Below are 12,780 nucleotides of genomic sequence, written 5' to 3'. Positions count from 1 at the left end.
TTGAGGAGTCTGTGGATAAGTGTGGACAGGGTGGCGGCTCACGCCAGTCCGAGCGCCTGCAGCCCCGCGCGGGCGCAGGCCTCGTCCTGTTCGGCCGAGCCACCGGACACGCCGATGCCACCGATCAGCGCCTCCCCGTCGCGGATCGGCAACCCGCCACCGAACACCACCAGCCGCGGCCGCTCGGCCAGCCCGATGCGCAGCATCTCGTCGCCCGCGAGCACGGCGCCCCACTGGCTGGTGGGGAAACCGAAACTGGCCGCGGTGTAGGCCTTGTCGATGGCGATGTCCACCGAGTGCAGGAAGGCGCCGGGCATGCGCAGGAAGGCCGCGAGCGTGCCGCCGGCGTCCGTCACCGCGACGTTGATGCGGATGCCCAGGCCCTCCGCCGCGACGACGGCCGCCGCCACCGCCTGGTGCGCGGCCTGCCAGGAGATGCTGTGCTGCACCACGCTGAGGGCGGGTGTCGGAGTCGTCGTCATCGTCCTGGCCTGCTCAGGTGTACACGTCCGTGAAGGACGGCACCGCGGAACCCGTGTGGTAGAAAATTCCGCTCCAGAGCTGGTCCTCGGTCCAGGTTGTCACCGGCCGGTCGCGCTGCGCCAGGTAGCCCAGGCCGGCGAAGGTCTCGTTGCGGTTGCCGCTCGGGTCGAAGAAATAGATGGTCTCGCCGCGCGTGATGCCGTGGCGGGTGGGCGCCACGTCGATGCGGGTCTTGGTCTTGGCCATCACGTCCGCCGACTTGAGCACGTCGTGCCACGAGTCGAGGAAGTAGGCGATGTGGTGCAGCCCGCTGCGTGCGCCGCCGACGAAGGCGATGTCGTGCGGCGTGGTGGTGCGGCTCATCCAGGTGGCGGCCTGCATGTCGCCGTTCGGGCCGACCAGCACCTGCTCGGTCAGGAAGAAGTCGAGTGCTTCGGTCATGAAGCGGGTGTTGTCCGCGACCGTGTTGATGCCCTCGGGCGGGTTCATCTCGCACATCAGCAGGATGTGGTCCAGCCAGTGCGCGCCCGCACCCTTCAGACCATCCGGCCACGGTTCGGGGTTGGTGATGCCCACCTCCGTGCCCACGTACTCCTTGGTGGCATAGAGGCGCATCTCGTGGCCGCTGGGCAGGTTGAACTGCAGCATCCGGCCGGTGGAGGGCAGCGTGCCTTCGTCCAGCATCACGGTCTTGACGCCCCAGGCCTCGATCTTGGCCTGCAGTTCTTCGAGGTCGGATTCCTTCTCGACCTTGTAGGCGACGTGGTTCATGCCGGCCTGGTCGCTCGGCGTGAGGATGAGCGAGTACTTGTCCCACTCGTCCCAGCACTTCAGGTACACGTTGCCGTGCTTGTCTTCCATCGTGGTCTTCAGGCCCAGCACGTTCTGGTAGTGCTTGACGGCAGCCGCCATGTCCATGACCTTCAGACTGGCGTGACCGATGCGCATGACACCCATGATTTGTCTCCTAGGGGGTTCAGGGTTGTGGGGAAGGGGGGGATTGCGGGGTCGCCGCCTTGGCGTACCCGCGGGAAAACGGTTTCTCGAACTTGCCGACCACGTCGAGCCGCACCGGTGTGGTCGGGGCGACCCGGCACGCCAGGGTGCAGCCCTGGGCTTCTTCTTCTGCGGTGACATGGGCGCGGCTGACGGGGCCGAGCGCCGTCACCGAGCCTTCGACGATGCGGACCTTGCACACGCCGCAGCCGCCGTTGACGCAGCCCACCGGGATGCCCTTGCGGCCCAGCCGCAGCATCCCGTTGAGCAGGCTCTCGGTGGTGGCGCAGGGGAACTCCTCGCCGGTCTGCGTCACGTGGACGGTCACCTTGGGGCGGAAATCGAACATCGCGTGCGTGCTCCTGCCGGCCCGTCAGACGCGCTTGAACAGCGGGCTGCGCTGTGCGTTGGCGTCGGCGGCCGAGATGAACTTCTCGGTGTGGATGCCGTCCTCGAACAGCCGGCCCTGCATCAGCGTGGCGATGCAGGCCTCGACCATCGGCGGCGGGCCGCACAGATAGGCCTTGTGACCGGCGAACTGACCACCGAAGTGCGCCTTGGCGGCGTCGTGGACAAAGCCGCGCGCCCCGCTCCAGTCGCCGCCTTCCGCCTCGTTCGACAGCACCGGCACGTAGGTGAAGTTCGGGTGCTGCGCGGCCAGCGCGACGAACTCGTCGTGGTAGTACAGCTCGGCCCGCGTGCGCTGGCCGTAGACGAGCGTGATCGGCTCGGTGCAGCCCTGGCCGAGCAGGTCGAGCACCATCGAGCGCGGGCTCGACAGGCCCGATCCGCCGGCCATGAAGACCATCGGCCGATGCGCCGACTGCCGCACGAAGAAGCGCCCGTAAGGGCCGGACAGCCGCAGCCGATCACCGACCTTCAGCTTTTCGTGCAGGTAGGTCGTGCCGGCACCACCTGCAACGATGCGCACGTTCAGCTCGATCTCGCCGCTGCGTGCCACGTCAGCGGGCGCGTTGGCGATCGAGAAGGCGCGCGACTGGCCGAGGCCGGGGATTTCCAGCTGCACGTACTGGCCCGCCTGGAAGTCGATCGGCTTGTCGAGCGCGAGGTGCAGCGCCTTGATGGTCGGCGTGAGCGTGACGATGCGGGTGACGGTGGCCGCGAAGTCGCGCACGGGGATGATCCGTGCGTCGGGCTCGTCGTCCATGTCGGCTTCGATGCTCACGTCGTCCAGCAGCGTCGCGCAGCAGGCCAGCGTCTTGCCCTCGTCGCGCTCGAAGTCCATCAGCGCGAAGGGGTTCGCCGCGCCGTGGTCGACCTCGCCGCTGCAGACCTGCACCTTGCAGGTGCCACACAGGCCGTGACCGCAGGCGTGCGGGATGTACAGCCCTTGCCGGAGCGCGGCGTCCAGGATGGACTGGCCATCCTCGACGTCGATCACGGCGCCGGAGGGTTCGATGGTGAGTTGGTAGCTCATCGGATCGGCGCGACGCGGGGTTCAGTTGCAGGAACCGTTCAGGCCGTGCAGCCCTGGCGTGCGGAAGCGGATCACGTCCTTGTGCGTCAGGCCGTTCTCCGCCAGCGACTTGGCCGGGTCCGGCTGCCAAGGCTGGCCGGACTTGGTCCACTCGACGGTGGCCCAGTCGATCTTGGCGAAGTCCGGGTGGTAGCCGTAGACACCCGGCAGCACCGCCGCACCGACCGCCCCGAAGGGCATGTCCGGCGGCAGCGGCAGGCACACCGGCGCGCAGATCATCAGGTGGTCTTCCCAGCCGATGTAGAGCAGCGGCGCGGGGAAGTTCTCGCGCTTGTCCTTCATCGGGAAGTCGTAGGGCGCGGCATTGGGGTTGGTGACGACGCTCATGCTGCGGCTCCTCCGGTGTTGCCCATGCTGCCGTCTGCACGCCAGGCGGCGAAGTTCTTCTGGTCTTCCGAGCCTTCGAAATCGAAGTTGTCCCGGCCGATGTTCATCTCGTAGTACTGCAGCACGGCCAGCAGCGGGTCGAACCCTTCCACGGTCGGATCGGTGCCCGGCTTGAAGCAGTTCCCCTGGTAGATCTGGTGCACCGGCAGCCAGCTCTGGATGTACTTCTCCGGCTCGTCGTCGAAGATCTCCTTGCAGTGGTCCGAGCAGAAGTGGTACTTGTTGCCGAAGTAGTTCGTCTCGCGGTAGCAGATCTTGGTGGCGTCACCCGGCTCGGTGAACAGCATCGGGATCTGGCACGTCGTGCACAGCATCGGCAGCGTCTTGTTGTAGAAGCGGTTGCCGGCGGCGGCCTGCTCGCGCCAGTAGTCCCAGCGCGGCTTGTAGGTCGACTCGAAGCTGTCCGGGTACTTCTCGGCCAGCCACTGCATCTCGTCTTCGTTCGGGATCCAGGTGTGGAAGGGCGCGGCGGCGTTGTAGTTGTAGAAGGTGGCCCAGGCCTGGTGGCTGATGTGGTCCTTGCCTTCGCAGGCGTCCTTCCAGCCCTTGGGCTCGCGGATGCCGTAGCGGGCCAGGTCCTTGAAGAGCGCGCCGCCGTTCTGCTCGGCGTACATCTCCCAGGCTTCCTTCCAGCTCATGACGCGCTTGGGCAGCATGTAGTCCTGCATCATCGCCACGATGGTCAGCAGCCGGTAGCCGCGCCAGAACCACTTGTCGATCCACTTCTGCACGATCGGCACGTTGGCCGGATCTTGTTCGAGCAGGAACTTGATGCACTCGATGCCCAGCGTCATGTGGCGCGATTCATCCGACTGCGCCGAGAAGCCGAAGGTCACCGTGGACATGTCGCCGTTGTGCGCCGCGCCCGACATGAAGGGCACGAACAGCAGGTTCGTCAGCACGTACTCGAACGAGAAGCTCACCGCCGTCAGGAACTCGAACGGGCCGCCGGTGCAGGCGTCCTCGAAGAAGCTCTTCGGCACCGAGAGATACCAGACGCGGTCGAACCAGTGGCTCGAATGGTGCAGTCCGTTGAAGTACTTGTTGTAGTGCGAGAGCGCGTGGGTTTCGGTCTGGAAGTGGCGCAGCTCGTCGATGGACTGCATCTGCGCCGCGACCCGGGCGCCTTCGCCGGTGAACTGGCGGCCGACGTGGGCGAAGCCGCGGTGGGCGTAGTACTCCAGCGGCGTGACGCCCTGGATGAAGAGCTTGAGCGCGTTGATGTAGCGCGCGTCGCTCACGCCGAGCTGGCCGTTGTTCTGCGCGAAGGCCTCGATGACGGCGTAGAGCTTCTTTTCCTTCTCGCCCTGGTACTTCCAGTAGGCGTCCATCGTCAGGCGGAAGGGGTCCTGCCACTTGTCCCAGTCGTGGATCTTGATGCCTTCGTACTGGTCGTACGGGAAGACCTTGTCCATCGGCTGGTAGGTGGTCTCCCAGCCCAGGCCGCGGGTCATCGCGGCGTAACGTTCCTTGAGGCCGAGCTTTTTCTTGGCGACGCGGGTGTCCATGCTTGTCTCCTGGGGATTCGGGGAATGCGGGATCAGTGCGACCAGCTCAGCGTGAGCTGGTCGTCGTCCTCGTCGATGTGGCCCGACAGCGTCACGAGGTTGACGTGGATCTGCTGCAGGTCGTAGGGGCGGCCGGTGATCTCCTCGATCGTTGCGCGGCGGATCGTCAGGCGCTGCGGCACGTCGATCTTGGTCAGCCCGGTCGGGTGGGTGACGACGGCGGTGGGGTTGTCGGCCACGATGGCCTCGACCACCGGCCGGGACTCCTCGTTGGCCTGGAAGGCGATGAATACGTTCGACATGGGCGTGGCTTCCTGGCGGTTCAGACGGCGAGGCCGGCCTTGCGGCAGCGGGCGTCGAGCGTGGTGCGGGCATCGGCCAGCGCGGCGTCGCCGTGCTCGCCCATGGCGAGCTGGGCGATGGGGGCCAGGGCGGCCTGGGCGCGGGCGGCCCAGTGCGCGGTCCACTGCGACAGCAGCGCGCGGTTCTCGTCCGACTCGGCCGCGGCGGTCTTCACCACGGCGTCGATCCAGCGCGCGCTCTCGGCGTGCCAGTCGGTCATGAACACGGTCATCATCGCGACGGCGGTGGCGCCCTTGAGCGTCAGGTGGTCGTCGATGAAGCTGCCGTAGACCAGCGGATAGAGCAGGCCGTCGATCGCCAGGTTCTGCGCGACGAACAGCTCGAACGGGTCCTTCACGACCAGCGTGTCCTCCACCAGCCGGCGCAGCTCCTGCCAGACCGGCGCGTCCAGCCAGGCCTGCTTGCCCACGTCGAGCACTTCCGGCTCGCCCAGCACCAGCCCGAGCCGGGTCAGGTACTGCGCCACGCCCAGGTTGTCCATCGCGTGGAACATCGCCGGGGCCGTGAACGCCGTGCCGTAGCCATAGGCGCAGACCGAGGCGTTGTTCATGTTGGCGCCCCAGGCGGCGTGGCGCAGCGGCATCAGCACCGTCAGCGCCTGCTCGCGCACGGCGTCGGTCATCGCCGCGACCATGCCCTTCGACTCGACGAACTGGAAGTTCGACTCCATCGAATCCTGCTGCCGGGCGCGGGTCATCGTCCAGTTGGCGTAATAGAACTGGCGCGGATCCTTCAGCACGTACCAGTCCTTGAGCTGGATCGCCGTGCGCGCCGTGTCGAACAGCTCGAACTCCGGCTGCCAGGTCGGGCGGTAGTGGAAGTTGGCCGCGGGCTGCGCGCCGATGGTGGCTTCCAGGTAGCGCGAGGCCGCCTTGTCGCCGCCGAGGTGCTCGGCGACGCGGGTGAGGGTCTGGCGCAGCGGCTGGATCTCGCGCGCTTGCAGGTCGATGTTCATCGGGTTTGTCTCCTGGTGTGGAACTCGGCGTGGGACTCGGTTCGAAACTCAGTGGTCCAGCCGGATCGCGCGGTGCGTGGCACAGAACTCGGCGAACGCTGCCTCGGGCAGCAGCAGCTCGACGAGCAACTCTGGCCAGCCGATCGCGAACTCGAAGAACACGAGGCCGTCGGCCCGGTGTTCGAGCACGCGGACGTACTTCTTGCGGGTGTCGAGGTCGGTGTCGGGCGCGGTGTCGAGGGACGGGCTTGCGGTCATGGGCAGGACTCCGGGTGGTCCCTCTTCCATTGCAAGCGACAGGCCACCTCAGGCCAGTTTTCCTGAAATCTCGATATTCCTAGGGTAAGCACCGAGAAAGTGCGCCAGATTGGCCCCGACTCTGTCCCCATCAACCGTCAATTTCAGCCCCTTCATCCCGGATGGAAGGGCTGCTTTTGCGTTCAATTCACGTCAGTTTGATGAATTGGATAATTCAATCGGCGTGATTTGATGATTTGGTGAAGTGGTCTCGACACGGCATGGCCATGCGCTGCGCGAGCAGGCCCTTTCGGCCGGCTCGCGCAAATATCGAGAATTTAGGAAGAGTGGGCGGAGCGCCGGCGTCAGTAACCGGCGTTGCGGTTCACCAGCCACTGCGGAGCCTGACCGGCGCGGCAGCGCTGGAGCGCATCGAGACAGGCGGCGGCCACGACCTCGAAGCGGGCCTCGCCCGCGATGTGCGGCGTGGCGCGCACGCTGGGGTGTCCCCACAGCCAGTGGTCGCGCGGCAGCGGTTCGCGCGCGAACACGTCGAGCGCCGCGCCCGCCAGATGGCCGCTGTCGAGCAGCCCCCGCAGGTCGTCCTCCACCAGGTGCTCGCCCCGCCCGACATTGACCAGCCAGGCCCCGGCGGGCAGCTGCGCCAGCCGCGCCCGGTCCAGCAGGCCGCGGGTGGCCTCGGTGAGCGGCAGGGTGTTGACCAGCACGTCGCTGCTGGCGAGCAGGGCGGGCAGTCCGGCCTCGCCGGTGTAGCGGGTCACGTCGGCGTGCTCCAGCCCCGGCAGCGGGCGGAGGTGGCGGCCCCACAGCGCCAGCGGCAAGCCCAGCGGCACGATGGCCCGCGCGATCGCCTGCGCCACTTCGCCCTGGCCGAGCAGGCCGACGCGGCACTGCGCCGCTGGCCGCACGGGATGGCGCCGCCACTCGGCGCGCGCCTGCTGGGCCTCGTAGCGGGCGAAGTCGCGCGTGGCGTGCAGCGTCTGGGCGACCACGTACTGGGCGATGGTCCGCGCCTGCTGCGGATCCACCACCCGCGTCACCGGCAGCCCGGCGGGCAGGTCCGGCACGGCGAGCAGCTTGTCCACCCCCGCGCCCGTCGAGCAGACCACCCGCAGCTTTGGATAGCGCGGCACCACGCCCGCCGTCAGCCGCCAGGCCAGCAGCACCTCCACCGCGTCGGGCGGCGGCGTGTCGGCTTCGGTCCACACTGGCAGATCCGGCGCGAGCGCCTGCAACGCTGCGACGAAGGGCGCGGACGGCAGCGGGTGGCTGAGGACGAGGATGGCCATGGGGGTGGTGGGGGTGGGTGTCTCAGGGATAGCGGCGCGACACCGACTCGGCTACGCACACCGGCTTGGCCGCGCCCTCGCGCTCGATGGTGGCTTCCACGGTGACCTGCCAGCCACCTTCGATCGGCTCGCAGGCCAGCAGCCGGAACACCCCGCGCACGCGGCTGTCCACCGGCAGCGGCGCCGGGAAGCGCACCTTGTTCAGCCCGTAGTTCAGGCTCATGCGCAGGTGCGGGATCTCGAAGGCGTGTTCGCCCATCCACGGCAGCAGCGAGAGCGTCAGGAAGCCGTGCGCGATGGTGGCGCCGAACGGCCCGGCCGCGGCGCGCGCCGGGTCGGTGTGGATCCACTGCAGGTCCTCGGTGGCGCGGGCGAAGGCGTCGATGCGGGCTTGGTCGATGTGCAGCCAGGGGCTGGTGCCAAGCACCTCGCCGATGCGGCCGGGCAGATCGGACAGCGGGATGGACGGGCGGTCGTGGTCGGGCATGTCGAGTCCTGGCGGAAGAGGGGCGGACGATCTTAGGCAGGCTGTCCGCCGCCGGTCATGCGCGTCAACCCCGAGGGCCTGTCCCGCGGGTGACGGTGCGCGGGTGGATACGTCTGCTGACCTCGAAGGCCCCCCTCCCGGCCTCCCCCCGCTGGGGGGAGGAGGAAGACAGGGATCTCGGGATCGGGGCGTTCAGCGTGGGTCAAGGGCTTGTCGGATGTGCTCCAGCACGGTGTCAGTTTGTCTCAGTAGCTGGGCATTATCGAACCGCAGCAGCGTGATGCCGTGTCGCCGCTGGAGCCAGTCGTCGCGCTCGGCGTCACGGGCCAGGCCGTCGGGGGTGTGGTGCTGTGCGCCATCCAGCTCGACCGCCAGCCGAGCGGCCGGGCAGTAGAAATCGAGCACGAACCGGTCCACCGGATGCTGCCGCCGAAAGCGCCAGCCACCGAGCCGCCCGGCGCGCAGGTGCTCCCACAGCACGCACTCGGCTTCGGTCATCTCCCGCCGAAGCCGCCGCGCCGCCAGCAGCAGCGGCCGGCTGACGGTCTCCGGCACCCAGATCCGGTGCTGTTCGTCGTCATCATTCATGCCCCATTCTGAAAGAGCGTGCTGCATTACTCCCTCCCCCCAGCGGGGGGAGGGCTGGGGAGGGGGGCTAACGCTGCCGAGATGTCGGCCGACTTCCGAAGCCCCCCTCCCGGCCTCCCCCCGCTGGGGGGAGGAGATCAGCGCAGATGCGGGGCAACTTGGTCTTCCTCCCTCCCCCAGCGGGGGAGGGTCGGGGTGGGGGCTCGGTTCGCGCCAACCGTCCATCCCTGCTGGACGCAACACTAGAATCAGGCCACGGGAGAAATCTCGAGAATCTGCCCGCGGAGCCCCGGCATGCCCAAGTCCCTGAAATACCCGCCCGACACCGACCTGCGTCGCCTGCTGCGCTTCGCGCCGGACGAGGGCGCGATCTGGCTCGGCGAGCGGCGCATGGTGCTGCTGCACACGGCGTCGCTCGGGGCGCTGCGCCAGGACCTGATCAACTCGATCGGGCTGGAACAGGCGCGGCGCATCTTCACGCGCATGGGCTACGCCAGCGGCCTGAACGACGCCGAGTTCGCCCGCAAGACGCGGCCCGGGGAGGATCCGGTGGCCGCCTTCCTGGTCGGGCCGCAACTGCACATGCTCGAAGGCGCGGCGCGGGTCACGCCGCTGACGATGACCTTCGACCGCGAGGCCGGCCGCTTCGAGGGCGAGTTCCGCTGGGACCATTCCTGGGAGGCCCACGCCCACCGCCACACCTTCGGCCCCGCCGACGAGCCGAGCTGCTGGATGCTCACCGGCTATGCCTGCGGCTACACCTCGGCCTTCATGGGGCGGCTGATCCTGTTCAAGGAGGTTGCCTGCACGGCCTGTGGCGACGAGTTCTGCCGCATCGTCGGCCGCCCGATCGAGGACTGGCCGGACGGTGAGGCGCACCGCGTCTACTTCGAGTCCGACTCGCTGGTCGAGAAGATCGAGGCGCTGAGCCTGCAGGTCGAGGCGCTGCGCTCGACGCTGGCACCGGCCGGGCCGTGTGGCTCGATGGTGGGCCAGTCGCCCGCGTTCCGGCGCGCCTTCGAGCTGCTCGGCAAGGCGGCGGCGACGCAGGTCACCGTGCTGCTCACCGGCGAGACCGGCGTCGGCAAGGAGCGCTTCGCCCGCACGCTGCACGAGCTGAGCGCGCGCCGCACCGGGCCGTTTGTCGCGGTGAACTGCGCGGCGCTGCCGGCCGAGCTGATCGAGGCGGAGCTGTTCGGCGTGGAGAAGGGCGCCTACACCGGCGCGCACGCCGCCCGCACCGGCCGTTTCGAGCGCGCCGATGGCGGCACGCTGTTCCTCGACGAGATCGGTGACCTGCCCGTGTCGCTGCAGGCCAAGCTGCTGCGGGCGCTGCAGGAAGGTGAGATCGAGCGCCTGGGCAGCGAGACCACGCGCAAGGTCAATGTGCGGCTGGTGGCAGCGACGAATGTCGATCTGGACGCGGCGGTCAAGGCCGGGCACTTCCGGCGCGACCTGCTGTACCGGCTCAACATCTACCCGATCCGCATCCCGCCGCTGCGCGAGCGCGGCGCCGACATCGAGCTGCTGGCGCAGACGCTGCTCGCCCGCTTCACCGCGCTGCACGGCAAGCGGCTGCAGGGCTTCAGCGAGCGGGCCTTGCAGGCGCTCGGCCGTCACGCCTGGCCGGGCAATGTGCGCGAGCTGGAGAACATCGTCGAGCGCGGCGTCATCCTCGCCGCGCAGGGGGGCTCGATCGAGGCCGAGGACCTGTTCTCGCTCAGCCCCGGCCATGACGACCCGTCCGCCGCCCGCACCGGGCTCGATCCGCACGGCCAGCTCGCCACGCTGCCGCCGGATCCGGACGAGGACCTCTGCGCACGGATGCTCGCCAGCGGGCTGCCGCTGGAGGAGCTGGAACACCAGTTGCTCGCCTTCGCCGTGGCCCGCGAAAGCGGCAACCTCTCTGCCGCGGCCCGCCGCCTGGGGCTGACCCGCCCGCAGCTCGCCTACCGGCTGCGCCGCGGCCCGATGCCGTCCGAACCTGGAGCCGCCTGATGCTGCCGTCCGAAAAATTCCTCGCCGCCTTCCACGGCAACGACGAGGCGCCGCGCACCCTCGTCGAGCGCGCCTACCTGGGCCTGCGCCACGACATCGTCTGCGGCGCGCTGGCGCCGGGCGAGCGGCTGCGGGTCGAGCACCTGAAGGACCGCTACGACGTCGGCGCCGGCACGCTGCGCGAGGCGCTGTCGCTGCTGCTGTCGGACGCGCTGGTGACGGCGGAAGGGCAGCGAGGCTTCCGCGTCACGCCGATCTCGCTGGCCGATCTGGAGGACGTCACCAACACCCGCGTGCTGCTGGAGACCGAGGCGCTGCGCCTGTCGATCCGCCACGGTGACGCCGCCTGGGAACTCGGCCTCGTCGCGGCCTTCGACCGCCTGAGCGCCGCCGAACGCACGCCGGAAAGCCTGCGCTCGGGCGAGTGGGAACACGCCAACCGCGGCTTCCACGAGGCGCTCATCGCCGGCCACGGCTCGCCCTGGAGCCGCTACCTGCTCGGCATCCTCTACCGCCACGCCGAGCGCTACCGCTACATCGCCGTGCGGGTGGCCGCCGCGTCCGAAGCCGGCCCGCCGCGCGACGTGCACCGCGAGCACGAGGACCTGTACCGCGCAGCCATCGGCCGGCAGGAGGCCCGCGCGGCGCTGGCGCTGGAGGCGCATGTGCGCAATACGTGTGAGGTGTTGAAGAAGGCGGGGCTGGGCGACATGTGATGTGAGGTTTGTCACACCGCGTCCGGATCTGTCAAATTCGGACGGTGAGCGCCACTCGGGCACTGTGGACGGTGTCGGGGTGGCGCTTTATTCTGGGCGGAAGCCGGGTTTTGCAGGATGTGCTTGCAGGGTTTCGGGGGATGTTCAGGGGGGAGTCATGCGTCAAAACGCAGAAAAATTTCCATGCCGACAACGGCTTGGGTGTCATTTTGCTGACGTGTTATATGTCAGCGGACATGTTAGGCAGCGGGGCCGTGAGAGCTAAATTATGTTAGCTTTCATAAGCCAGCATCGTATGTTCCCGATACCAAGAATTTCCGAGTCGTTCATCGACCAAGTTGCATTGGACCTCGGGTGGCAGCGAACTACCGACGTGTATATGCCAACCAAAGGCCGGCTCAACGCAGACTACTTGGCGCCCGGTTACGTCATAGAATTAAAGATCCTCGAAGAGGAGGCCCTTGAAAAAACTGAGAGACAACGAAAGATTTCTGAGCTATATCGGGAGCACTTCCCAGAATCATTCGAGGTAGACATAGCTTTTGAATCAGCGCCTCAGTCAATTAGGCGTGAACTTGAGCGCTTAGTATCCGGGCCAATCCAGACCGCAGTAAAGAAGGCATCTCGCCAGATACGAGAAACTGTTGAGGATACGGGTCGTGCTGGCGATGAAGGGATTATTATCATTGTTAACAATGGCTTCTCCTACCTGAATGCAGAGGCTTTCGAGTCCCTCGTAACGAAGCGCTGCACAAACGATTCGTCTCGAATCGCTCATGCGTGTTGCATCACCGTTGAATATCATCAGGGAGGCTTCGATGCGTTTGTATTCTGTACCACGCGCTCCCGCCCGATTCGTAGCGGCACTCCATGGGCACACGCCGAAGCACTACGAGAAGCCGTACAGGCTCGCTTCAATGACGCGATGACGATCATGATGACTGACCAAATGAACCCGAAGTTGTGGTCTGAAGCGCTCACACCTGTTACTGACATCGTCTTTGAAGCTGATGGAGTGAAATATATTCGCCGAGCGCCTGAAGTCCCTGACTCGCGCGTCTCCAGTGAAATCTAACCATTCGTTTCGGCGGGCCGCCTCCGGCGGCCGCTGAACTCAAACTACAAGGGCTTCCCCATTCGTCAAGCAAAATTTGAGCGACCACCCGCGCAGCGGGTGGGGTTTCAAGTATTGTCAAAGCCGACCAGCCAAACTCTGATCAGGCGGAAGAAAACAACAAGTTGCGGACTGGCCAA

Annotated in this window: 15 protein-coding genes; 3 read left to right on the top strand and 12 right to left on the bottom strand. The window is 67.2% G+C overall.

What is annotated here, in order from left to right; genetic code table 11:
* Positions 1–38 precede the first annotated feature (38 nt).
* The 12 genes from AABN02_RS03070 to AABN02_RS03015 form a co-directional block, all read right to left on the bottom strand.
* Complete coding sequence (locus AABN02_RS03070) at positions 39–482, bottom strand: heme-binding protein (RefSeq protein WP_338413452.1); 444 nt, start codon at positions 480–482, stop codon at positions 39–41.
* A 13-nt stretch (positions 483–495) separates the two neighbouring features.
* The gene (locus AABN02_RS03065) at positions 496–1,440 is read right to left on the bottom strand and encodes a catechol 2,3-dioxygenase (protein WP_338413451.1); all 945 of its coding nucleotides are present in this window, start codon (positions 1,438–1,440) and stop codon (positions 496–498) included.
* Between the two features lie 19 nt (positions 1,441–1,459).
* Positions 1,460–1,828, bottom strand: a complete 369-nt coding sequence (locus AABN02_RS03060) for a 2Fe-2S iron-sulfur cluster binding domain-containing protein (RefSeq protein ID WP_338413450.1) — start codon at positions 1,826–1,828, stop codon at positions 1,460–1,462.
* Between the two features lie 24 nt (positions 1,829–1,852).
* Positions 1,853–2,917 carry a phenol 2-monooxygenase domain-containing protein gene (locus AABN02_RS03055; protein WP_338413449.1) on the bottom strand — a complete coding sequence of 355 codons (1,065 nt, stop codon included), beginning with the start codon at positions 2,915–2,917 and terminating at the stop codon, positions 1,853–1,855.
* 21 nt (positions 2,918–2,938) lie between these two features.
* Positions 2,939–3,304 carry a phenol hydroxylase subunit P4 gene (locus tag AABN02_RS03050; protein ID WP_338413448.1) on the bottom strand — a complete coding sequence of 122 codons (366 nt, stop codon included), beginning with the start codon at positions 3,302–3,304 and terminating at the stop codon, positions 2,939–2,941.
* Positions 3,301–4,872 carry an aromatic/alkene/methane monooxygenase hydroxylase/oxygenase subunit alpha gene (locus AABN02_RS03045; RefSeq protein ID WP_338413447.1) on the bottom strand — a complete coding sequence of 524 codons (1,572 nt, stop codon included), beginning with the start codon at positions 4,870–4,872 and terminating at the stop codon, positions 3,301–3,303. Before AABN02_RS03045 ends, AABN02_RS03050 begins: the two co-directional genes overlap by 4 nt.
* A gap of 32 nt (positions 4,873–4,904) precedes the next feature.
* Entirely contained in the window at positions 4,905–5,174 is a 270-nt protein-coding gene (locus AABN02_RS03040) for an MmoB/DmpM family protein (RefSeq protein ID WP_338413446.1), read from the bottom strand.
* A gap of 20 nt (positions 5,175–5,194) precedes the next feature.
* Positions 5,195–6,190 carry a phenol hydroxylase gene (locus AABN02_RS03035; protein ID WP_338413445.1) on the bottom strand — a complete coding sequence of 332 codons (996 nt, stop codon included), beginning with the start codon at positions 6,188–6,190 and terminating at the stop codon, positions 5,195–5,197.
* Between the two features lie 48 nt (positions 6,191–6,238).
* Positions 6,239–6,448 carry a phenol hydroxylase subunit gene (locus tag AABN02_RS03030; RefSeq protein ID WP_338413444.1) on the bottom strand — a complete coding sequence of 70 codons (210 nt, stop codon included), beginning with the start codon at positions 6,446–6,448 and terminating at the stop codon, positions 6,239–6,241.
* 344 nt (positions 6,449–6,792) lie between these two features.
* The gene (locus AABN02_RS03025; RefSeq protein ID WP_338413443.1) at positions 6,793–7,737 is read right to left on the bottom strand and encodes a glyoxylate/hydroxypyruvate reductase A; all 945 of its coding nucleotides are present in this window, start codon (positions 7,735–7,737) and stop codon (positions 6,793–6,795) included.
* A 22-nt stretch (positions 7,738–7,759) separates the two neighbouring features.
* On the bottom strand, positions 7,760–8,224 hold the full coding sequence (locus tag AABN02_RS03020; protein WP_338413442.1) for a MaoC family dehydratase: 465 nt from the start codon (positions 8,222–8,224) through the stop codon (positions 7,760–7,762).
* 192 nt (positions 8,225–8,416) lie between these two features.
* Positions 8,417–8,812: an endonuclease domain-containing protein gene (locus AABN02_RS03015; protein ID WP_338413441.1), complete on the bottom strand. Its 396-nt coding sequence runs from the start codon at positions 8,810–8,812 to the stop codon at positions 8,417–8,419.
* Positions 8,813–9,106: 294 nt separating this feature from the next.
* On the opposite strand from AABN02_RS03015, the gene AABN02_RS03010 reads away from it, so the two are divergent.
* The 3 genes from AABN02_RS03010 (at position 9,107) to AABN02_RS03000 (ending at position 12,601) form a co-directional block, all read left to right on the top strand.
* Positions 9,107–10,810, top strand: coding sequence for a sigma 54-interacting transcriptional regulator (locus AABN02_RS03010; protein WP_338413440.1), 1,704 nt, complete (start codon positions 9,107–9,109; stop codon positions 10,808–10,810).
* Positions 10,810–11,526: an FCD domain-containing protein gene (locus AABN02_RS03005; RefSeq protein WP_338413439.1), complete on the top strand. Its 717-nt coding sequence runs from the start codon at positions 10,810–10,812 to the stop codon at positions 11,524–11,526. The genes AABN02_RS03010 and AABN02_RS03005 overlap by 1 nt, the downstream gene beginning before the upstream one ends.
* 268 nt (positions 11,527–11,794) lie before the next feature.
* Entirely contained in the window at positions 11,795–12,601 is an 807-nt protein-coding gene (locus AABN02_RS03000) for a hypothetical protein (RefSeq protein ID WP_338413438.1), read from the top strand.
* Positions 12,602–12,780 lie beyond the last annotated feature (179 nt).

The organism is uncultured Sphaerotilus sp. (assembly GCF_963924895.1).
Lineage (GTDB): Bacteria > Pseudomonadota > Gammaproteobacteria > Burkholderiales > Burkholderiaceae_C > Sphaerotilus.
Note: the sequence above shows the minus strand (reverse complement) of the source record. Positions and strands in the feature narration are given on the sequence as shown.